The 20,189-nt window shown below is 34.5% G+C and carries 19 protein-coding genes, 1 tRNA gene, 1 other RNA gene, 1 pseudogene and 1 riboswitch; of the genes and pseudogenes, 8 read left to right on the plus strand and 14 right to left on the minus strand.

What is annotated here, in order from left to right; all coding sequences use genetic code 11:
- Positions 1 to 35 precede the first annotated feature (35 nt).
- Entirely contained in the window at positions 36 to 1,403 is a 1,368-nt protein-coding gene (locus AMO19_RS02090) for a cation:proton antiporter (RefSeq protein WP_025922676.1), read from the minus strand.
- A 153-nt stretch (positions 1,404 to 1,556) separates the two neighbouring features.
- Here AMO19_RS02090 and AMO19_RS02095 point away from each other — a divergent pair, with 153 nt between their 5' ends.
- Complete coding sequence (locus AMO19_RS02095; RefSeq protein ID WP_082302696.1) at positions 1,557 to 4,103, plus strand: glycogen/starch/alpha-glucan phosphorylase; 2,547 nt, start codon at positions 1,557 to 1,559, stop codon at positions 4,101 to 4,103.
- Here the strand turns inward: AMO19_RS02095 and AMO19_RS02100 are convergent.
- The 3 genes from AMO19_RS02100 to AMO19_RS02110 all read right to left on the minus strand — a co-directional run bounded on the left by AMO19_RS02100 (position 4,096) and on the right by AMO19_RS02110 (position 5,067).
- Positions 4,096 to 4,551 carry a hypothetical protein gene (locus tag AMO19_RS02100; RefSeq protein ID WP_075507147.1) on the minus strand — a complete coding sequence of 152 codons (456 nt, stop codon included), beginning with the start codon at positions 4,549 to 4,551 and terminating at the stop codon, positions 4,096 to 4,098. The genes AMO19_RS02095 and AMO19_RS02100 overlap by 8 nt on opposite strands.
- A gap of 31 nt (positions 4,552 to 4,582) precedes the next feature.
- On the minus strand, positions 4,583 to 4,915 hold the full coding sequence (locus AMO19_RS02105; RefSeq protein ID WP_025956248.1) for a hypothetical protein: 333 nt from the start codon (positions 4,913 to 4,915) through the stop codon (positions 4,583 to 4,585).
- A 78-nt stretch (positions 4,916 to 4,993) separates the two neighbouring features.
- Positions 4,994 to 5,067: transfer RNA gene (locus AMO19_RS02110), tRNA-Arg, on the minus strand.
- 38 nt (positions 5,068 to 5,105) lie between these two features.
- Between AMO19_RS02110 and rnpB the strand changes: the two genes are divergently transcribed.
- Together rnpB and AMO19_RS02120 are read left to right on the plus strand one after the other, a co-directional pair.
- Positions 5,106 to 5,488, plus strand: an RNA gene (gene rnpB / locus AMO19_RS02115) — RNase P RNA component class A.
- Between the two features lie 22 nt (positions 5,489 to 5,510).
- On the plus strand, positions 5,511 to 6,260 hold the full coding sequence (locus AMO19_RS02120) for a ribonuclease III family protein (protein WP_075507148.1): 750 nt from the start codon (positions 5,511 to 5,513) through the stop codon (positions 6,258 to 6,260).
- Between the two features lie 2 nt (positions 6,261 to 6,262).
- Here AMO19_RS02120 and AMO19_RS02125 read toward each other — a convergent pair whose 3' ends face one another.
- Complete coding sequence (locus AMO19_RS02125) at positions 6,263 to 6,448, minus strand: NAD(P)H dehydrogenase subunit NdhS (RefSeq protein WP_075439018.1); 186 nt, start codon at positions 6,446 to 6,448, stop codon at positions 6,263 to 6,265.
- Between the two features lie 24 nt (positions 6,449 to 6,472).
- Here AMO19_RS02125 and rimM point away from each other — a divergent pair, with 24 nt between their 5' ends.
- On the plus strand, positions 6,473 to 7,012 hold the full coding sequence (gene rimM / locus AMO19_RS02130) for a ribosome maturation factor RimM (protein ID WP_075507149.1): 540 nt from the start codon (positions 6,473 to 6,475) through the stop codon (positions 7,010 to 7,012).
- A 32-nt stretch (positions 7,013 to 7,044) separates the two neighbouring features.
- Here the strand turns inward: rimM and glmS are convergent, their stop codons facing one another.
- A complete protein-coding gene (glmS, locus tag AMO19_RS02135) occupies positions 7,045 to 8,940 on the minus strand; it encodes a glutamine--fructose-6-phosphate transaminase (isomerizing) (RefSeq protein ID WP_075507150.1) in 1,896 nt (631 codons plus the stop codon).
- An 81-nt stretch (positions 8,941 to 9,021) separates the two neighbouring features.
- Positions 9,022 to 9,267: a photosystem I iron-sulfur center protein PsaC gene (psaC, locus tag AMO19_RS02140; RefSeq protein ID WP_007099573.1), complete on the minus strand. Its 246-nt coding sequence runs from the start codon at positions 9,265 to 9,267 to the stop codon at positions 9,022 to 9,024.
- A 133-nt stretch (positions 9,268 to 9,400) separates the two neighbouring features.
- Between psaC and acpP the strand changes: the two genes are divergently transcribed.
- The 3 genes from acpP to tkt are packed head-to-tail and all read left to right on the plus strand — an operon-like array spanning position 9,401 to position 12,941.
- Positions 9,401 to 9,640: an acyl carrier protein gene (gene acpP / locus AMO19_RS02145; RefSeq protein ID WP_002808065.1), complete on the plus strand. Its 240-nt coding sequence runs from the start codon at positions 9,401 to 9,403 to the stop codon at positions 9,638 to 9,640.
- Positions 9,641 to 9,646: 6 nt separating this feature from the next.
- Positions 9,647 to 10,891 carry a beta-ketoacyl-ACP synthase II gene (gene fabF, locus AMO19_RS02150; protein WP_075507151.1) on the plus strand — a complete coding sequence of 415 codons (1,245 nt, stop codon included), beginning with the start codon at positions 9,647 to 9,649 and terminating at the stop codon, positions 10,889 to 10,891.
- A gap of 43 nt (positions 10,892 to 10,934) precedes the next feature.
- On the plus strand, positions 10,935 to 12,941 hold the full coding sequence (gene tkt / locus AMO19_RS02155; protein ID WP_075507152.1) for a transketolase: 2,007 nt from the start codon (positions 10,935 to 10,937) through the stop codon (positions 12,939 to 12,941).
- A 14-nt stretch (positions 12,942 to 12,955) separates the two neighbouring features.
- Here tkt and thiC read toward each other — a convergent pair whose 3' ends face one another.
- From thiC to ruvB, 5 genes are all read right to left on the minus strand, one after another.
- Complete coding sequence (thiC, locus tag AMO19_RS02160; RefSeq protein WP_075507153.1) at positions 12,956 to 14,326, minus strand: phosphomethylpyrimidine synthase ThiC; 1,371 nt, start codon at positions 14,324 to 14,326, stop codon at positions 12,956 to 12,958.
- Positions 14,327 to 14,362: 36 nt separating this feature from the next.
- Positions 14,363 to 14,461, minus strand: a riboswitch (TPP riboswitch).
- A gap of 63 nt (positions 14,462 to 14,524) precedes the next feature.
- The gene (locus AMO19_RS02165) at positions 14,525 to 14,740 is read right to left on the minus strand and encodes a DUF3188 domain-containing protein (RefSeq protein ID WP_075507154.1); all 216 of its coding nucleotides are present in this window, start codon (positions 14,738 to 14,740) and stop codon (positions 14,525 to 14,527) included.
- Positions 14,737 to 15,921, minus strand: coding sequence for an amidohydrolase (locus AMO19_RS02170; RefSeq protein WP_075507220.1), 1,185 nt, complete (start codon positions 15,919 to 15,921; stop codon positions 14,737 to 14,739). Before AMO19_RS02170 ends, AMO19_RS02165 begins: the two co-directional genes overlap by 4 nt.
- Positions 15,922 to 15,924: 3 nt before the next feature.
- Positions 15,925 to 16,713 carry a tetratricopeptide repeat protein gene (locus AMO19_RS02175; RefSeq protein ID WP_075507155.1) on the minus strand — a complete coding sequence of 263 codons (789 nt, stop codon included), beginning with the start codon at positions 16,711 to 16,713 and terminating at the stop codon, positions 15,925 to 15,927.
- Entirely contained in the window at positions 16,700 to 17,758 is a 1,059-nt protein-coding gene (gene ruvB / locus AMO19_RS02180; protein ID WP_075507156.1) for a Holliday junction branch migration DNA helicase RuvB, read from the minus strand. The genes AMO19_RS02175 and ruvB overlap by 14 nt, the downstream gene beginning before the upstream one ends.
- A gap of 52 nt (positions 17,759 to 17,810) precedes the next feature.
- Between ruvB and smpB the strand changes: the two genes are divergently transcribed.
- Positions 17,811 to 18,305 (plus strand): SsrA-binding protein SmpB, encoded by a 495-nt coding sequence (smpB, locus tag AMO19_RS02185; RefSeq protein ID WP_075507157.1) that lies wholly within the window; start codon positions 17,811 to 17,813, stop codon positions 18,303 to 18,305.
- Positions 18,306 to 18,329: 24 nt separating this feature from the next.
- Here smpB and AMO19_RS02190 read toward each other — a convergent pair whose 3' ends face one another.
- Complete coding sequence (locus AMO19_RS02190) at positions 18,330 to 18,578, minus strand: hypothetical protein (protein WP_011377252.1); 249 nt, start codon at positions 18,576 to 18,578, stop codon at positions 18,330 to 18,332.
- Positions 18,579 to 18,606: 28 nt separating this feature from the next.
- Positions 18,607 to 20,146, minus strand: a pseudogene (lysS, locus tag AMO19_RS02195) (lysine--tRNA ligase).
- Positions 20,147 to 20,189: the final 43 nt, after the last annotated feature.

Genomic DNA, 20,189 nt, shown 5'->3' on the forward strand with positions numbered 1-20,189 from the left:
AATTTTATCTTAATTGATTCTAATAAACTTATTTCCTAAAGAAGACCCACTGGATCAGCTGCAACATCATCTGAAATTTTATTACCATCATTTGGGGGCTTATCTTTTAGAACAATTCTTAAGAGTACAGGTGCAAGAAATGTAGTTCCTATAACCATTAATAAAATAGCTGCTTCAAGAGAAGGAGTTAATAATTTAGCGCTTGTTCCTAGCCCAAGAAAAATTAAACCAACCTCTCCTCTAGGCATCATGCCCAAGCCCACAACTAATCTATTTGTAGGTTTGTCGCTTGAAAATACCCATCCGGCTGCAATTTTTCCAATAATCGCAACAACTAATAAAAATCCAGCAACTACAAGAGCTGATCTGCTTGTTGGATCAAGTGGATTTATAACAGATAAATCCATTCCAGCTCCAACTAATACAAAGAAAATAGTCGCGAATAAGGAAACTAAAGGTAAAACAGATTGTTGTATTGCATGATTATTTTTAGAACTACTAAGAATTAATCCAGCTGCAAAAGCCCCTAAAGCTGCTTCCAATCCAATGGCTGTTGCAACGAAACAACACAATACAAGTATCACAAAAGAAGCTACCACCACCGCTCCAGGAGCCTTTAATCTATCTAATAACCAATCAAAACCTGGAGCAGCTGTTCTACTTAATGCAATAGCAGCAATAACAAACACTACAGCTGCTGCAACTAATTTAACAATAGGAGCAATTTCTAAAGTACCTCCGGCAGCAAGGGCAACTACAACTGCCAGAATAACAATTCCCAAAATATCGTCTAACACTGCTGCACCAATAACAATCTGTCCTTCTCTAGTTTTCAGATATCCCAATTCACCGAAAACACTTGCAGTAATTCCTATACTCGTGGCTGTCATAGATGCTCCAGCAAAAACTGCTGGAATTAGATCTACTTGGAAAATAAACATTAATCCAAGAGTTCCAAACGCAAACGGTAAAATTACGCCAGCCATAGCAACAGTAAAAGCCTGAGCACCGACAGCTACCAATTCCTCTAACTCACTTTCTAACCCTGTTAAAAATAAAAGTGCATACAAACCAAGTGTCGCCACTGCTTGGAGCGAGGGAAAGCTTTCGAAATAAACATCAGGTACTGCTTCTGGGGGGATTGACGCTAATGAACTAATAACATTTACAAGTCCCTCATTTAGTTCAGTTCCAGCTGAGGGCGGTATCAATAAATGGAATCCTGATGCTCCTATTACAACCCCTGCAAGAAGCTCGCCTACTATAGTTGGCAAACTTAGTCTAACTAATACTTCTGCTAATGCTCTTGCAGCTAAAAATATCAATAGAAACCTTATAACTCCTATCAACGTTTCAGCAACTTCTAAATCATGTGCACTTAATTCAGCAAGTAAGGAATACATTTAAAATTAGAGAAAAATAAACTACCTAATTGGAAGATAGTTTATGGAGGGCCCACTTTAAGAAATATGTAAGAAAAAAGCAAAAATACTCAACAAGTGTGGATCTGAAGTTACAACAAAGAAATTTTCTTAAAAATGGCTATTGTCTGTTATATGGCCAATCAAATGAATTCCAACCAACCCTTTGATCTACGTTTGCCTACCCCGGGCTGCTATTTAGATCCTGAGAAAGCTGGCATGGATTCTGATGCTGTTTTCCAAGGAATGACAGCCCATCTTTTTTATACTCTTGGCAAGTTAGCTACTTCTGCAAGTCCCCACGACTTGTATATGGCTTTAAGTTACGCAGTGAAAGATAGATTAATGACAAGATATTTAGCCAGCCAAGAAGTAATAAGAAAAAAACCACAAAAAACAGTTGCCTATCTATCAGCAGAATTTTTAATAGGCCCTCAATTAAGTAATAATCTTCTCAATCTTGGAATAACTCAAGAAGCAGAAGATGCTTTAAAAAGATTTGGTATTGAATCATTGTCAACAATTCTTGAAGTTGAAGAGGAGCCTGGACTAGGTAATGGTGGACTTGGCAGACTTGCAGCATGTTACATGGAATCGCTAGCATCTCTACAAGTTCCAGCGGTGGGTTATGGTATTCGATATGAATTTGGCATATTCAATCAATTAATTAGGGATGGTTGGCAAGTTGAAGTAACTGACAAATGGTTAAAGGGTGGATGGCCATGGGAACTCCCACAACCTGACGAATCATGTTTCGTAGGTTTTGGAGGAAGAACTGAAAGTTATAGAGATGATAAAGGGAATTACAGGTCAAGATGGATTCCTTCTGAACATGCAATTGGAGTACCTCATGATGTTCCAGTTTTAGGATACAGAGTAAATACATGTGACAGATTAAGATTATGGAGAGCTGATGCGACAGAAAGTTTTGACTTTTATGCATTCAATATTGGTGATTATTATGGTGCAGTCGAAGAAAAAGTTGCATCTGAAACTCTTTCAAAAGTTCTATATCCAAATGATGGAACTGACGAAGGGAGAAGATTAAGACTAAAACAACAACACTTTTTTGTAAGTTGTTCTCTTCAAGATATGCTGAGAAGTCTTGAAAAAAGATCAATAGCAATAACAGAATTCCCTAAGCATTGGACAGTTCAATTGAATGATACCCATCCTGCCATTGCAGTTGCAGAATTAATGAGACTTCTTATTGACCAATATCAAATAGGTTGGGATAAAGCTTGGAACATAACAACATCTTCAGTTGCTTATACCAACCATACATTATTACCAGAAGCTTTAGAAAAATGGGATCTAGGTTTATTTCATGATCTTCTTCCTCGTCACCTAGAAATTATTTATGAAATTAATTGGAGATTTCTGCAACAATTAAGACTACGATATCCAGGTGATGACAAGATCCTTCGAAAACTATCAATAATCGATGAAGAAGGCTCCAAATCAGTTCGGATGGCTCATTTAGCTACAATTGGAGCTCATCACATAAATGGTGTTGCAGCTCTTCACTCAGATCTAATAAAAAGACAACTTCTACCTGAATTCGCAGCTCTGTGGCCTGAAAAATTTACAAATGTAACTAATGGAGTTACTCCAAGGAGATGGGTTGCCTTATCTAATCCATCACTATCGAACCTTTTAGAAGAAGAAGTTGGTCCAAACTGGATAACAAATATGGAACTTCTTAAGAAGTTAGAAGAAAAAAAAGATAACAATAATTTTTTGCAAAAATTTGAGGAAACTAAACTAAATGGCAAAAGAAAATTAGCCAGCTTTATCCATTCGAAAACTGGAATACTCGTGGATCCATCAAGTTTATTCGATGTTCAAGTAAAAAGAATTCATCAATATAAGAGGCAACATTTAAACGCTCTACAAATTATTGCCCAATATTTAAGAATCAAAAATGGTACAAACAAATATGAAGTCCCAAGAACAATAATATTCGGAGGTAAAGCTGCACCAGGTTACTTTATGGCAAAGCTGATGATTAGATTCATCAATGGTATTGCTGATGTAGTTAATTCTGATCCAGACATGGATGGTTTATTAAGAGTTGTTTTTCTACCAGACTATAACGTTAAACTTGGTGAAATAGTTTATCCCGCAACGGATCTTTCAGAACAAATCTCAACTGCTGGAAAAGAAGCATCTGGAACTGGAAATATGAAGTTTGCCATGAATGGAGCGTTAACAATTGGAACCTTAGATGGAGCAAATGTGGAATTAAGAGATCTAGTTAAAAAAGAGAATTTCTTTCTTTTTGGTAAAACTGAAAGCGAAATTATGGACTTAAAAAATAATAACTACTCTCCCAAAACTTTTATTGATCAATGTCCAGAGCTCAAAGAAGTTATCCGTTTAATTGAAATTGGCCACTTTAGCAATGGGGATAAAGAATTATTTAAACCTTTATTGAATAGCTTAACTGGACATGATCCATTTTTTGTTATGGCTGACTTTGAAGACTACTTAAATAAACAGGATGTGGTTAGTGAATGCTGGAATAATAAAAAATCTTGGAATAAAATGGCATTATTAAATACTGCTAGATCAGGTTATTTTTCTTCGGATAGATCTATTAGAGAGTACTGTAAGTCTATTTGGAAAGTCTCTCCAATGCCAGTTGAAATTACTTGCGATGTCGAAGAATTAACTAATTAATATTTTTCTTATCTGGTGAATCTGGGGTTTGATGAAATAATCTATTCAAAATTAATCTATCCATATTTAATGGGTCTGGGGCTAATTGATTTGCAATTTCTTTAAATTTTGATTCAATATTATTTGAAATTTTTGTATCAAATATTCTTTCCATTAATGCTTCAATTGAATATAAATATGCATTAACACTCTCCAATTCATCTAAAGCTTCAGTAATTTCTGTATCAGAAATATGTATTTCTTTTGGACTGTTATCTTTATTTGATTCTCTCTCAGATAATTCTCTCTGCAACTCATCAGTAACCTTACTACATAGAGTTCTGAAAGATTGAATAGATGCCCAATTTAATTCTTGTTGCTGCTTAAAAGTAGGAAATTCTCTAATTAGACGATCATGCTCTTCATAAAATCTCTGACAATCAGAGCATTGACATGGTTCTTCAGTCAAAAGAAAAAATAATTCTTTCTATATCATCTCACTATTTGGGGAAAATTGTAGGGCCATCCAATAATTCGTCATTTTCATCTAATGAATCCGGACTATCTGGCAAAGGTATTTCAATACTAGTAACCAAATTAATAACATCTCTTAGTCTCATAGAATCAGCAAACCATCCCATTGCTTGCTCGGCATCGCCTCTTTTTTCTGCATCATTTGCTTGATCTTCGTGAGCTTCCGCCAATAGAGCAAGCCAGCACAGGCATCTTGCTTGAACTATTGAAAGATCTAAATCATTAGGTTGGGATTTAGAAATGCGTTCATGCTCTTGTTGAATTAAGAGTTTTAAACGCATATCATGCAACTTAGCCATAAAAGATTTACTACTAACTATACGCTAGCTAGAGAGTAGCAAGTTTGCACACATACTACATATAGTTTTTTATTTTTACGGGACTGGTGGGAGTCGAACCCACGACCTACGGTTTAGGAAACCGTTGCTCTATCCTGCTGAGCTACAGCCCCAATAGATGATTTTTGGAGTATTAAGTATTATGCTAAATGAAAGCAGGAGAGGCAATCGCAAGAAAGTTTTATTTTGTTTCCAAAATAAAACTTTCTTGAGGAAAGTCCGGGCTCCCATATGGTCAGGCTTGCTGGGTAATTCCCAGTGCGGGCAACCGTGAGGATAGTGCCACAGAAACATACCGCCTAATACTTTATGTATGGCAAGGGTGCAAGGGTGTGGTAAGAGCGCACCAGCAACATTGAGAAGTGTTGGCTAGGTAAACCCCGGCTGGGAGCAAGGCTTAGTAGATTTATGACCATTACACAATCTACTTACAAGCGCCGCTTGAGACTGTGAAGTAATTCCAGTTCTAGATAGATGATTGCCCATCTTATTAATTAAGATGAACAGAACCCGGCTTATGACCTGCTTTCTAAATTGTTGTGATTATTCAAATCAGATGACAAATATAATTAACGCAAACAGGATTAATCAAATAACTACTTTTTTAAAGTCTTTAAATATTAAATCAAAACGATTTTCTGAAATAATTAGAACTGAAAATATTTCAATTATTCAAAATTTTAATCAAGCATTTATCCACTCCTCGGAGGACAAAATATTAAATTATGAAAAACTAGAATTTTTCGGAGATGCAGTCCTTAGATTAGCGGCTTCTAATTTTATTGAAAAAAAATATCCTCAAATGAGTGTTGGAGAAAGATCAGAGCTAAGAGCACAAATTGTCAGTGATGAATGGTTAACTAAATTAGGGGAAAAAATTGATATTGAAAAATTAATAATTAAAGGACCTAAAGCTCTTGGAGATGAAAATTCAAAAAATACTATTATTGGTGAAGCTACAGAAGCTTTAATCGGTTCTATTTACAAGTGCTTTAATTCCATTCAGGAAGTAAATCTTTGGTTAGATGATATTTGGCAGGAAGATTCAGAAATATTTTTAAAAGCACCATATAAATTCAAATCTAAAACAGTATTGCAAGAGTGGTGTCAAAGTAAAGGTTTTGATTTGCCAGTTTATGAAATAATTGAAGTCTCAAAGAAAAATGGGGACCCTAAAAGATTTTCTTGCGATATATTTATCGAAGGATTAAAAGAATCATCCGCATTCGGTAAATCTCATAAACAAGCAGAAACAAATGCAGCAAAAGCTTTGATAGAAAAATTTATGACTTTAGGTAAAATATAATCTTATACTATTTCTAAATTGGTTAGCTGAAAAGTTATGAGTTTATCCCAATTACCTCCTTCAAACAGAACCGCTGCTTTTTTTTTGGTAACTCTTTGTACAAAACCTTTATATCCTCTATAAATAGAATTGGTATCTTTTACAACTACAAAAGATCCAGGGAGTATGGGTTTAGTAGATAATTCCATAAAACATTCTTTCTAATACAATATATGATAAATAAAAATAAATGGTTGACTGTTGGATTGATAACATCATGTCATGGAATTAATGGACAGGTAAAGGTTAAATCTCTAAGTGATTTTGAAGAAAGATTTTTAAAACCGGGAATTAGATGGTTGCAAAAAGAAAATGAACCTCCTGCAAAAATAGAACTTATATCTGGTTTAAAACAGCCTGGTAAAGAAACCTTCATAGTTAAGTTCCAAGGTATAAATACAAGAAATCATGCAGAACAACTAAAAAAATTTAAAATTCTTGTAAAAACCGATACACTACCCAAATTACAAAAGGAAGAATTCCACTTATTAGAACTTTTAAATCTCGAAGTCAAGACTTTAGAAAATGATGAATTAAAAATAATTGGGAAAGTTATCAATTTAGAGAATGAGAAAAATAATTTACTTGTTGTTGAATTATTACAAAATCAAAAAAAAGTTCTTATACCATTTGTTAAAGAAATAGTCCCATTAGTGGATATAAAAAATAATTTTCTAATCATCAATCCTCCAAATGGACTTTTAGAGCTATAAATTAAAAAAATTAAAAATTTGTTAGAAACTTATTATTCAACAGTTACACTTTTAGCTAAATTTCTTGGTTGATCCACGTCAAGTCCTCTATGAGCTGCAATATGGTAACTCAATAATTGTAGAGGCAATATATTAAGTAGAGGTGAAATCCATTCATTAGAGGCAGGAACTTTCATTAAATAATCAAAGATTTCAGTTCCATTACATTCAGGAGCAATCCCAATCAAATATGAATCTCTAGCTTTTGCTTCTTGAGCATTACTAATAACTTTATCGAAAACCTCACCAGGTGAAGCAATGGAAACTACAGGTACTTTTTTATCTAACAAAGCTATTGGACCATGTTTCATTTCACCAGCAGGATATCCTGCTGCATGAATGTAACTAATTTCTTTAAGTTTTAACGCACCTTCAAGGGCAATAGGATAATTGATTCCTCTTCCTAAAAAAATAACATCTTTAATATTAAAAAAGTCATGTGCCAGCTTTTTAGAAGATTCATTATGTTTCTCTAAGAGATCTTCAAGTAATGGCGGTAGTTTTATAAGTTCGTTTATTAATTTACCTATTTCATCAGGACTTTGATTGCCTTTAATTTGAGCAAATTTTATGGCTAATCCATAAAAAGAAAGTAATTGAGCAAAAAAAGTTTTTGTTGCTGCGACTCCAACTTCTATACCTGCACAGATATCAATTATATTTGAGACCTGCCTTCCTATGGAACTCTCTTTTCTATTTGTTATTGCAATAAGATTGGGTTTAAATTTTTCATTTTCAATTGAAGAACGTCTTTTAATTTCCATATCTATCGCAGCAATTGTGTCAGCAGTTTCTCCAGATTGAGTGACTCCAATAGTTAGTGTATTGGGCAATAGTGGTGGTGGTGAATATCGAAATTCGCTTGCATAAAAAACATTAGTAGGGATACCTGAAAATTGTTCTAATAAAAAGCTTCCCACCATTGCAGCATGTTTACTTGTACCACAAGCAACAATTTCAATTCTTTCTATTGAATCAAAAAACTCCGTATCAAACGGATAGTTGATTTGATATTGACCATTATCTGAGTTCTTAATTAAATAATTTTCTAACCAGTTTTTTGCAGTCTGTGGCTGATCATATATCTCTTTCAACATGTAGTGTTTGAAATTCATCTTATCCATTATTTGCTCTGAGACTTTTAAAGAAACTGGATTTCTATATTGTCTTTCGTTGCTTGAGTCATATATTTCAATTCCAAGGGGAGTCAACAAAGCTATTTCTTCATCCTCCATAGGCAAAATAATATTCGTAAAATTTGCAATGGCTGGAGTATCGCTAGCACAAATAAATTCTCCTTCACCCAAACCAATAATCAAGGGCGCTTGTCTTCTTGCAACTACCAATGAGGTTGGAGCACCAGACCATAAAACTGCTAAAGCATAAGATCCTTCTAAATCCGATAATACATTTCTCACAGCTACTAATAATGTTGAACCATTATTCTCAAGATTAAGTTTACTTAAGGTATTTAACTCTCTTTGAATTAGATGGGGAATCACCTCGGTATCTGTATCAGAATTAAAAATAATGCCCTCTTCCTCTAATTTATTTTTTAAATCTTGAAAATTCTCAATAATGCCATTTTGAACAACTGCTATATTTCCTGAACTATCGGTGTGAGGATGAGCATTTTTAACCTCAGGTTTTCCATGTGTTGCCCATCTGGTATGTCCTATACCGACAGTTCCAGGAATATTATGATCATTAAGATTACTTATTAAATTCTTAAGTTTTCCTTCTGCTTTATTACAAGAGATACAACTTGTTTCGGAATTTATTATTGCAATACCTGCAGAATCGTAACCTCTGTATTCAAGTTTTTCTAAACCATTAATTAATAATGGTAAAGCTTTTTTATATCCAGTTACAGCAACTATTCCACACATACGTATTTTTTTTTTCAATTATATTGAAACAAAATGCGTATTTACAAAAACATGGACTCTCTTAAAACTGCACTATAAAAGTTAATATGCCAAACCCATACTCCTAGAAGTCTCATCTCCTAAATAAACACGAATACTTAAGAAATCTGTAGGACATGCCGTTTCACATCTTTTGCAACCTACACAATCTTCTGTTCTAGGAGATGAAGCTATTTGGCCAGCTTTACAGCCGTCCCAAGGCACCATCTCTAGAACATCAAGTGGGCAAGCCCTTACACATTGGGTACAACCAATGCAAGTGTCATAAATTTTAACTGCGTGTGACATGTAAAAATTGTCTTTTGAACCTCGTTTTATAATACTATTGTCTTACAAAGAAATTAAAAAAATTAAGATATGCTTCACTCTTGTTAACTCTAGGGCATAAAATCATAAAGATAATTAGTAATTTCCATAAACTATGTCTCAAGAAATCCTTGAAAAAGTCTGTTCTATTGTTTCAGAACAATTAAGCGTTGAAGCAGGAGAGGTCAAATCAGATTCAAATTTCCAAAATGATTTAGGTGCTGATTCTCTTGATACCGTTGAATTAGTAATGGCTCTTGAAGAAGCATTTGATATTGAAATTCCTGATGAAGCAGCTGAAGGAATAGCAACTGTTGGCGATGCAGTAAAATTCATCGAAGAAAAAAAAGGTTAGTATAGGATGCCAAATTTCCATCGAGTAGTTATTACTGGTATCGGAGCAGTAACTCCAATTGGTAATAACATTGATGAATATTTAGTCGGTCTTCAAACAGGTACTAATGGGGTTTCAGACATTACTCTTTTTGATCCTGTACAACATCCCTGCAAATTTGCTGCAGAAGTAAAAAATCTTCAATCTGAAAATTTTATTGATGCTAAAGAATCCAAAAGATGGGATCGTTTTTCCCAGTTTGGAGTTATTGCTGCAAAGCAAGCCTTTAATGATTCGGGACTTGAAATTACTGAAGCTAATGCATCAAGAATTGGAGTGATTATTGGTTCTGGTGTTGGAGGCTTACTAACTATGGAAAGTCAAGCTCAAATATTGAGTCATAAAGGGCCTAAAAGAGTTAGCCCATTTACAGTCCCAATGATGATTCCAAACATGGCAACTGGGTTGGCTGCAATCGCTTTAGGTGCAAAAGGACCAAGTTCCTCTGTTTCCACCGCTTGCGCTGCCGGTTCAAATGCAATTGGTGATTCTTTTAGATTAATCCAACTTGGAAAAGCAGATGCAATGATCTGTGGGGGAGCAGAAGCGAGTATTACACCTCTCGGAGTAGCTGGTTTTGCCAGTGCCAAAGCTCTTTCTTCCAGAAATGAAAGCCCTCAAACTGCTAGCAGACCATTTGATGCAGAAAGAGATGGATTTGTTATTGGAGAGGGATCTGGAATTCTTGTTTTAGAAACTTTAGAAAATGCACAAAAAAGGAATGCGAGAATTTATGCAGAAATAGTTGGTTATGGAACAACATGTGATGCTCATCACATAACTGCTCCATCTCCAGGCGGTATAGGAGGCGCTGAAGCTATCAAATTAGCAATTGAAGACGCCTGTCTTAGCCATGAAAAAGTTGATTACATAAATGCTCATGGAACAAGTACATCAGCTAATGATAAAAATGAAACTTCTGCAATTAAATCTATTTTTAGAGACAGATCTTACCTCATTCCTGTAAGCTCTACTAAGTCGATGACAGGTCATCTCCTAGGAGGCTCAGGAGGTATAGAAGCCGTAGCTTGTATACTTTCTTTGACACATAATTTTATCCCTCCTACAATTAACTACGTCAATCGAGATCCTGAATGTGATCTTGATTATGTACCAAATAATGCAAGAGAAGCTCAAATAGGAGTTGCTCTTTCTAATTCTTTCGGCTTTGGTGGTCACAATGTTTGCCTTGCTTTCAGCAAAATGAATTGAAGACAACCAATTCTGTATTTCCAACTTAACTTATTTTAAAACAATGGTCGCTGCATCTGTTTCATTAGAATCACTTTGTGTAAATAGTATAAGAATGCTTGCTGTAGATGCAGTAAATAAATCTAATAGTGGACATCCTGGATTGCCAATGGGATGTGCTCCTATGGGTTATGCATTATGGCAAAACATACTAAATCACAACCCTAAGAACCCAAAATGGTTCAATAGAGACCGTTTTGTATTATCAGCTGGTCATGGCTGTATGCTGTTATATTCCTTACTTCATTTGACAGGATATAAGTCAGTTTCCATAGAAGATATTAAAGAATTTAGGCAATGGGGCTCAAAAACACCAGGACACCCAGAAACATTCGAAACTGAAGGAGTTGAAGTTACAGCTGGGCCTCTTGGAGCCGGAATTTCAAATGCAGTTGGTTTAGCAATAGCTGAAACACACTTAGCAGCTAAATTTAATAAGCCTGATTGCAATATCGTTGATCACTATACCTACGTAATAATGGGTGATGGATGTAATCAAGAGGGTATTGCATCAGAGGCCTGCTCATTAGCTGGTCATCTTAAGCTTGGAAAATTAATTGCACTATATGACGATAATCAAATTACCATTGATGGGCGAACCGACGTTTCTTTTACCGAAGATGTCTTAAAAAGATATGAAGCCTATGGATGGCATGTACAACATGTTGAAGATGGGAATCATGATGTTAAAGGAATCACTGAAGCTATCGAAAAAGCAAAATTAATTACAGACAAACCTTCAATTATAAAGATTTCTACAACCATAGGATATGGTTCTCCCAATAAATCAGATACGGCTGGAATTCATGGAGCAGCTGTTGGAGAAGAAGAGGCTGCATTAACTAGAGAGTTTCTAAATTGGGAATATCCTCCATTTGAAATACCCGATGAAGTATATGCACATTTTAGAAATTCAATAAACAAAGGTGAAAAATTAGAGAAAGAATGGGAAACTAAATTTGAAGAATATCAAAAAAAATATCCTTCTGAAGGAGCCGAATTAAAAAGAATGTTAGGGGGTCAATTACCTGAGAATTGGGACTCAGATCTCCCCTCTTATTCACCTGATGACAAAGGGTTAGCCACCAGAAAACATTCACAAATATGTTTAGGTGCTTTAGGTCCTAACCTACCTGAATTAATTGGCGGATCTGCAGATTTAACTCACTCTAATTACACTGATATAAAGGGAGAAACTGGATCATTCCAGCCACATAGCCCAGAAAAAAGATATTTACATTTTGGTGTACGAGAGCATGCAATGGCAGCGGTACTTAATGGAATTGCCTATCACAATAGTGGTCTAATTCCCTATGGTGGAACCTTCCTTGTTTTCGCAGATTATATGAGGGGCTCAATGAGGCTTTCAGCACTTAGCGAATTAGGAGTGATCTACGTCTTAACTCACGATTCAATTGGTGTAGGAGAAGATGGCCCAACACATCAACCTATTGAAACTATCCCTTCTCTTCGCGCCATGCCTAACATGCTAGTTTTCAGGCCTGGAGATGGCAATGAGACGAGTGGAGCTTATAAGCTTGCTATTCAAAATCGAAAAAGACCTTCTGCCCTTTGTTTAAGTAGACAAGGTATGCCAAATCAAGAAAATACCTCGATCGACAAAGTTGCTCTAGGAGGATATGTAGTTTCAGATTGTGAAGGAACACCAGACTTAATATTTATTGGTACTGGAAGCGAACTGAACCTTTGCATCGAAGCAAGTAAAGAAATTTCAAGTTTAGGTAAAAAAATTAGAGTTGTTTCTATGCCTTGTGTAGAACTTTTTGAAGAGCAAGAAGAATCTTATAAAGAAAGTGTTTTACCTAGTAGTGTAAGAAAGAGAGTTGTAGTAGAAGCTGCCCATTCATTTGGTTGGCATAAATATACAGGTTTTGATGGAATTTGTATTACTATGGACAGATTTGGTGCATCAGCGCCAGGGGGAGAATGTATGAAAAATTTTGGATTTACGGTCGAAAACGTAGTTAATAAGACGAAGGAAATTCTTTAACTACTAATTGATAACTACACTGAAGTATTGCATTCTTCAAGTTTATCTTTTAACTGATCAAGAGATTCATCAGAAATCTTTGAATTCATTGGACAATGTTTAGGGCCACACATTGAACAAAACTCTGCTTTTTTAAAGATTTCTTCAGGCAGTGTCTCATCATGGTACTGCTTTGCCTTTTCCGGATCTAATGAAAGTTCGAATTGTTTATTCCAATCAAAGTTATACCTTGCATGACTAAGTTCATCATCTCGATCACGAGCTCCAGCTCTATGTCTTGCTATATCAGCAGCGTGAGCAGCAATTTTATAAGCAATTAAGCCTTCTCTCACATCTTCTGCATTTGGTAGACCTAGATGTTCTTTTGGGGTTACATAGCATAACATAGAAGTTCCATACCAACCTGCCATCGCCGCCCCAATAGCACTTGATATATGGTCATAACCAGGTGATATATCTGTCACTAATGGACCAAGCACATAAAATGGGGCTTCTGAACATTCTTCCATTTGCTTTCTCACATTAAACTCAATTTGGTCCATAGGTACATGACCAGGACCCTCAACCATTACTTGAACATTATGTTCCCATGCTCTTCGAGTAAGCTCTCCTAAGGTCTTCAATTCAGCTAACTGGGCATCATCAGAAGCATCATGCAAACATCCAGGCCTTAATGAGTCTCCTAGAGAAAAAGTACAATCATATTTCTTAAAAATCTCGCAAATGTCATCAAACCTTGTATAGAGAGGGTTTTGTTTAAAATGATGTAACATCCATTGGGCTAAAATACCTCCTCCCCTACTGACAATTCCAGTAATTCTTCCTTTGACTTTCGGTAAATGCTCTATTAACAGCCCAGCATGTATAGTTTGATAATCTACGCCCTGCTGACAATGTTTTTCAATAATATGAAGAAAGTCGTCTTCAGTTAATTTATCTATTGAACCATGTACACTCTCTAATGCTTGATAGACAGGAACTGTTCCAATTGGAACAGGAGACTCATGAATAATTGCTTGCCGAACTTCATCTAAATTTACTCCTCCAGTAGAAAGATCCATAACCGTATCAGCCCCATATTTAACTGCCAGTTTTAGCTTCTCTACCTCTTCATTGATATCACTTGCATTAGGGGAAGCACCAATATTGGCATTAACTTTGCATCTTGAAGCAATGCCTATTGACATTGGTTCAAGATTTAAATGATTAATATTAGCTGGAATAATTAATCTGCCTCTTGCGACTTCTTCCATTATTAAAGAAGGAGGAAGATTCTCTTTTTTAGCAACAAAATCCATTTCTTCAGTAATATATCCGTTTCTCGCAAAGTTCATTTGAGTTACATTGTCTTTCCCAAGGCGAGGCTTAATCCACGAACTTCTCATAATTTACAAATTTTTTAAAAGTTTTATTACTAAAGTTTGATCAAATCTTCACTTCCCTGCATCAAGTTTAATGATTCAGGTTCAAAGGGTATGATCTCAGCTAAGTTAAAATTCTTAGCACCCCTAGTATTAATATTATTAATAGCTCTTTTCTAAAAAATAGTCATCTCATATTGCGTAAAAATAAATAAAATGACTTTATTTATCTTTTTGATAAGAATTTATCTTTTTTAGAATATTTTTCCTATCCATTTGTCTGCTTATAACCCTCTCCAAAATAATTACAATTCCCATTACTCCAATAGGTAAATAAAAAATCTTCCTGGAATTGTCCCTAAATATCAATCCCATAGCAGATATGAAAATCATGAAAGGAGCCACAAAAGATAAAATAAATCTTTTATTGATATTCATTTACCAATTGTATTAACTTTTTCATTGTTTAACTTTACTATGGATTCTGTTATCACTTTAATTCCAACAGCAATAGCTCTTTCATCTGGATCAAATTTAGAACTATGAAGCGGAGCACATCCATTTGAACTCGAAACACCAAGCCTAAACATAGCACCTGGAATATCTTTTAAAAATTCAGCGAAATCCTCAGCTCCTAATGATGGTTTTTGTAATTCGATAACATTTTCTTGACCCAAAACCTTAACTCCCGAATCTCTAAGGACTCTATTAATTTCAGAATTATTATTAACTGCTGGAGTGATTTCTCTAAATATTACTTTTGCTTCAGCTCCGCAACTATTAGCTAATGAAGTGATATTTTCATTGAGCCAATCACTAATATTCTCAAATAGTTTACGATTAGTGCATCTAACCGTACCAATTAAATTAACCTTTTCTGCAAGAACGTTGAATGCATTGCCACCATTTATTTTCCCAAAAGTTATTACTACAGGATCTAGAGGATCTAGCTTCCGTGTTATTGATTCTTGAATTCCCGATATCACTTTAGAGGCCGCCCAAATAGCATCAACTCCTTCGTAAGGTCGAGCACCATGTCCTGATTTTCCTTTAATCTCTACCTTGAGTTCTCCCGCAGCTGCAGTTAAACTACCCTCTTTAATGCCAATAGTCCCTACTGATAAATCTGGGTACACATGGACTCCCAAAATATGGGTTAAACCATTAATTGCACCATCCTTAATCATCCATCTAGCTCCGCTCGCAATTTCTTCAGCGGGCTGAAATATTATCCTAGTCCCAAAATTTAATTTTAAATCCTTAATAATTTTTGCCACCCCCAATCCAATCGATATATGCAAATCATGACCACAGGCATGCATAACACCATCTACTTTTGAAGAAAAACTTAATTTGGTTTCCTCAAATATTGGCAAAGCATCCATATCTACTCTTAAAGCTATAATACCCTTATCTAAGGGCCCAAAATCAGCCACAACACCCGTTCTGCCAATAGATTCTCTAACATTCCAACCAATATTTTTTAAAAAACCACTTATTAAAATCGCCGTTTGATTTTCAAGTCCACTTAATTCCGGATGTGCATGAATATGTCTTCTTAAGTTAATTAATTCATCATTAAACGAATCAATTTTTTTATACAACTGATCTCTATTCATCACTTATTTTAAATCGATAAAGTTCATTAAATCTCTAATTGGTTGTGGAGGCCATCTTCGTATTTTTTTCAACCATTCTTCATCACTATATCTAGGATCTAATTCAGTTACCGCTATCCAATTACTCTCTGCTTTGCCAGATTCGCCCTTTGACCAATTCAAAGCTGTTAAAGCTGCCCTAGCATCAGCAAAAGTTGGATAACGTCTAATTAATTTTTTTAATTCTTTTTCAGATTCATCAATGTTACCCAATTGGAAATCTGCTAATGCCATACTCGATCTAGCCATCGCAAATCCTGGATTATATAAAGCAGCTTTTGAAAATAAATCTCTAGCTTTTTCCCAATCTGATGTAGATCCCTCTACATTAGCCAAATTATATAATGCAGAGAAATTTTTACTATCTTGGGAAATAACGAACATATAATCTGTTTTCGCTTGAGACCATAGACCCAATGCTTCCTCTGCTATCCCCCTGTTAATGTAGGGATCTATTTCAGTAGGATTCAAACTTATTGCTTTATTTTGGTCATCTATTGATCCCTTTAGATCTCCTATAACAAGTTTTACATTTCCTCTATTGCTTAAACCCGCAGCGTCATCAGGATAAGAATCGAGATATTGATTCCATTCTTTTAAAGCGAGATTAAATTGTCCGCTTGAACTTAAATCTAATGCGTTTTTAAACGAATCCTCCCTCAAAGATGACGAATAGCATGGTGCAATAAAAAAAATATTTAAAAAAACAAAAATTATTAAAAAACAAATCTTTACTTTTTTAAAAGTTATCATTTTTTGAATTAATATACTTTTTTCCCATAGCAGTAAGCAATCTTCCTCGAGGAGTTCTTGTGAGAAAACCAATTTTGATTAAATATGGCTCAACTACAAATTCTAACATTGAAGAATCATCACCTAAGCCAGCTGCAATTGAATCAAGACCAGTTGGAATATTATTGTTTTGGTTAAGAAAAGATAAATAGTGTCTATCTAAAGAATCCAATCCTTTTTCGTCTATTTGGTAAGAATTTAAAGCTTTTTTTATTAAATTCACTGAAATTTTATTAGTTTTATTAACGACCTGAGCATAATCTCTAACTCGTCTTAATAATCTTAAAGCAATTCTTGGAGTCCCTCGTGATATCTTTGCTAAGTCATAAGATGCTTCATCATCTAAATTGAGATTTATTAATCGAGAGAAATTAATAATTATTTGTTTTAATTCATCATATGTGTAAAATTCAATTTTTTGAGATATACCAAATCTATCCCTTAGAGGTGCACTTATTGAGGCTAATTTAGTTGTCGCACCAATCAGAGTAAACCTAGGAAGATTAATTGTTCTGCAACGGGCCCCTCTATTAGCACCCATAGTTAAGTCGAGTCTAAAATCTTCCATTGCAGAATATAACAACTCTTCAGTTAACCTATTTAAGCGATGTATCTCATCGATAAACAAAACTTCTCCATCTTTTAATCCAAGAAGTAAGCCTACAATATCTCTAGGTCTTTCAATCGCTGGCGCAGTGGCTATCCTACATTTTGTGTTCAATTCATGGGCTATCAAAAAAGCAAGAGTAGTCTTACCTAAACCAGGCTGTCCATATAAAAGAGTATGCTCCATCGGTTCTTTTCTAAAAATTGAAGCATCTATAGCTATTCTTAAAGAAGTTTTAAGTTTTTCTTGGCCAATAAATTCTTTTAAAGTAAGAGGCCTAGCTAAGTTCAGATTTTTATTTCTCTTTTCTTCTGGAATTATTTTTGAATCAACTATCCTAAGCTCTTTTTTGCGAAGAGAAAAGTCATTATCGCCTATATTGGAAGAAATTATTGCCATAATGAAAGGTTAATTGTAATTGTTCTGAGTAGAAAGATTTTTTACAACTAAAATGGCAAAAAATTCAAACAAAGTTAAAAAAAATTCTAATAAAGATAATAGTTTTAAACTTCTAGCTGAAAATAGATATGCAAAATTTCAATATGCAATATCTGAAACAATCGAAGCTGGAATTGAGCTTTTAGGAACTGAAGTAAAATCCATTAGAAACGGAAACGTAAATTTAAGAGATGGGTACTGTTCATTTAGAGATGGTGAGATCTTATTATTGAATGTTCACATTTCACCACATAAAAATGTGGGATCTTTCTTTAATCATGATCCATTAAGAAATAGAAAGTTGCTACTACATAAAAAAGAAATAATAAAAATGAAATCCAATACTGAAAAAAAAGGGATGACTATTGTTCCATTATCTCTTTATTTAAAAGGCTCATGGATAAAACTAACTATTGGAGTCGGCAAAGGTAAAAAATTACATGACAAACGCCAAGATGAAAAACAAAAAAGTATTAAAAAAGAAATCAACTCTGCACTAAAAAGATGAAATTATTATGCAGAATAATTGCAACTATGAATCCAAACTTACTGAACTTGGTGGTGGGGAAGGATCTGGATCTGCAATTAACATATGCTGTAAGACTGTTTCAGGCCTCTCACTATCTCTCCAGCGAATTTTGTAGGCAGGCATTTTTGTACCTCTGCTTGTAGTTTGCTCTACTGGTTCAATAACCCATCCTCTTCTTGATCGGCCCTGAGGATTTCTTTTTACTACTGCATCCGCGTGTTTGAAACGGAAACCAACACGTTCACCACTCATTTAAAAATTTCGTATTGGATTAATTTATCTATTTTACTTCATTCGAGGGTATTTTTTTCATTTTTTTTGGAAGTTTTTTCTGGTTTTAACAATGGGAAAGGGATGACATCTCTAATTGATGCACTATCAGTAATTAACATAATTAGCCTATCAATGCCTATACCTAATCCTCCAGTAGGCGGCATGCCAATCTCTAAAGCATTCAAGAAATCTTCATCTATACAATGAGCCTCAAGATCGCCTTCATCTCTAAGAGATTGCTGCAATTGCATTCTTTCTCTTTGATCTACTGGATCTATCAACTCACTAAACGCATTTGCAAGCTCGCGACCAACAATGAATAATTCAAATCTCTGAACCATTTCTTTATTATCAAAATGAGGCCTAGCTAAAGGAGAAATTTCAACAGGATAATCGATAACAAAAGTGGGCTCTATAAGTTTTGATTCTACTTTTTGCTCGAAGACCTCATTTAAAAGTCTTCCTATAGTATTGACTTTATTAGAGAAATCAACATTGATACTTTTAACGGCTTCTTTTGCTTCTTGAAAGTCTCCACTGAAAGAATCAAAATCAATCCCTGTATATTTTTTGACAATATCTTTCATGGATATTCTTGTCCAAGGTTTAGAAAAATCAATTTCTTTATTTTGATAATTTATAGTTAAAGACCCACATACATCAGCTACAACATCCTTAATCAATTCTTCAGTTAAATTCATCATATCGACATAGTCAGAAAAAGCTTGATAAATTTCAACTGAGGTAAATTCTGGATTATGCCTTGTACTTATCCCCTCATTACGGAAGATTCTTCCCAATTCATATACTTTCTCAAATCCTCCAACAACCATTCTTTTTAAATGCAATTCTGTAGCGATTCTTAGATACAGCGGAATATCTAAAGTGTTGTGATGAGTTATAAATGGTCTTGCTTCAGCACCCCCAGCTTCAGATTGCAGAATTGGTGTCTCTATCTCTAAAAAATTTCTATTATCTAACCATTTTCTTATAAAACTTATACATTTTGCTCTTGTTTTAAATACATTTTTAGAATGAGGATTCACTATTAAATCCAGATACCGTTGTCTATATCTTTTTTCAATATCAGTTAAGCCATGCCATTTATCTGGCAAAGGTTGTAATGATTTGGATAACATTTCCCATTTTTCTACTTTAATAGAAAGTTCACCTTTATTTGTTTTTTTAATAGTTCCGTTGACACCTATCCAATCACCAATATCTACTGTTTCCTTGATATCTTCAAAAGAAAGTAATTTTTGTTTTTCTAAATTTAAGTTAACAATCTTTTTATCAATATAAAGCTGAATCTGACCATCTTGATCGCTTATAGTGAAAAAGGCAATTTTACCCATTACCCTTTTTGCCATTACTCTTCCAGCAATAGAGACACTGAAGTCTTCTTCTTGACCATTTTCTAAATAATCAAATTTTTTAATTAGAAATTTTATAGTATTTGAAACCCTAAAATTCTGTGCGTAAGAAGCGAATCCTTTACTAATGAGTGAATTAGCTTTTTGTAGGCGTGCTTCTTTTATTTCAGACAAAGTTTATTTAATATATTTGTTTTATTTAATAAAATTATCAGAC

Origin of the sequence: Prochlorococcus marinus (genome assembly GCF_001180245.1) — a bacterium.
Lineage (GTDB): Bacteria > Cyanobacteriota > Cyanobacteriia > PCC-6307 > Cyanobiaceae > Prochlorococcus_A > Prochlorococcus_A marinus_F.

Coding starts and splice junctions, on each gene's coding strand:
- ruvB (WP_075507156.1), bottom strand. CDS start 17,758: ATGGCAATAATTTCTTCCAATATAGGCGATAATGACTTTTCTCTTCGC.
- AMO19_RS02175 (WP_075507155.1), bottom strand. CDS start 16,713: ATGATAACTTTTAAAAAAGTAAAGATTTGTTTTTTAATAATTTTTGTT.
- AMO19_RS02095 (WP_082302696.1), top strand. CDS start 1,557: ATGGCCAATCAAATGAATTCCAACCAACCCTTTGATCTACGTTTGCCT.
- rimM (WP_075507149.1), top strand. CDS start 6,473: ATGATAAATAAAAATAAATGGTTGACTGTTGGATTGATAACATCATGT.
- AMO19_RS02165 (WP_075507154.1), bottom strand. CDS start 14,740: ATGAATATCAATAAAAGATTTATTTTATCTTTTGTGGCTCCTTTCATG.
- tkt (WP_075507152.1), top strand. CDS start 10,935: ATGGTCGCTGCATCTGTTTCATTAGAATCACTTTGTGTAAATAGTATA.
- psaC (WP_007099573.1), bottom strand. CDS start 9,267: ATGTCACACGCAGTTAAAATTTATGACACTTGCATTGGTTGTACCCAA.
- acpP (WP_002808065.1), top strand. CDS start 9,401: ATGTCTCAAGAAATCCTTGAAAAAGTCTGTTCTATTGTTTCAGAACAA.
- AMO19_RS02190 (WP_011377252.1), bottom strand. CDS start 18,578: ATGAGTGGTGAACGTGTTGGTTTCCGTTTCAAACACGCGGATGCAGTA.
- AMO19_RS02090 (WP_025922676.1), bottom strand. CDS start 1,403: ATGTATTCCTTACTTGCTGAATTAAGTGCACATGATTTAGAAGTTGCT.
- smpB (WP_075507157.1), top strand. CDS start 17,811: ATGGCAAAAAATTCAAACAAAGTTAAAAAAAATTCTAATAAAGATAAT.
- AMO19_RS02105 (WP_025956248.1), bottom strand. CDS start 4,915: ATGGCTAAGTTGCATGATATGCGTTTAAAACTCTTAATTCAACAAGAG.
- AMO19_RS02125 (WP_075439018.1), bottom strand. CDS start 6,448: ATGGAATTATCTACTAAACCCATACTCCCTGGATCTTTTGTAGTTGTA.
- glmS (WP_075507150.1), bottom strand. CDS start 8,940: ATGTGTGGAATAGTTGCTGTAACTGGATATAAAAAAGCTTTACCATTA.
- AMO19_RS02170 (WP_075507220.1), bottom strand. CDS start 15,921: ATGAATAGAGATCAGTTGTATAAAAAAATTGATTCGTTTAATGATGAA.
- AMO19_RS02120 (WP_075507148.1), top strand. CDS start 5,511: ATGACAAATATAATTAACGCAAACAGGATTAATCAAATAACTACTTTT.
- fabF (WP_075507151.1), top strand. CDS start 9,647: ATGCCAAATTTCCATCGAGTAGTTATTACTGGTATCGGAGCAGTAACT.
- thiC (WP_075507153.1), bottom strand. CDS start 14,326: ATGAGAAGTTCGTGGATTAAGCCTCGCCTTGGGAAAGACAATGTAACT.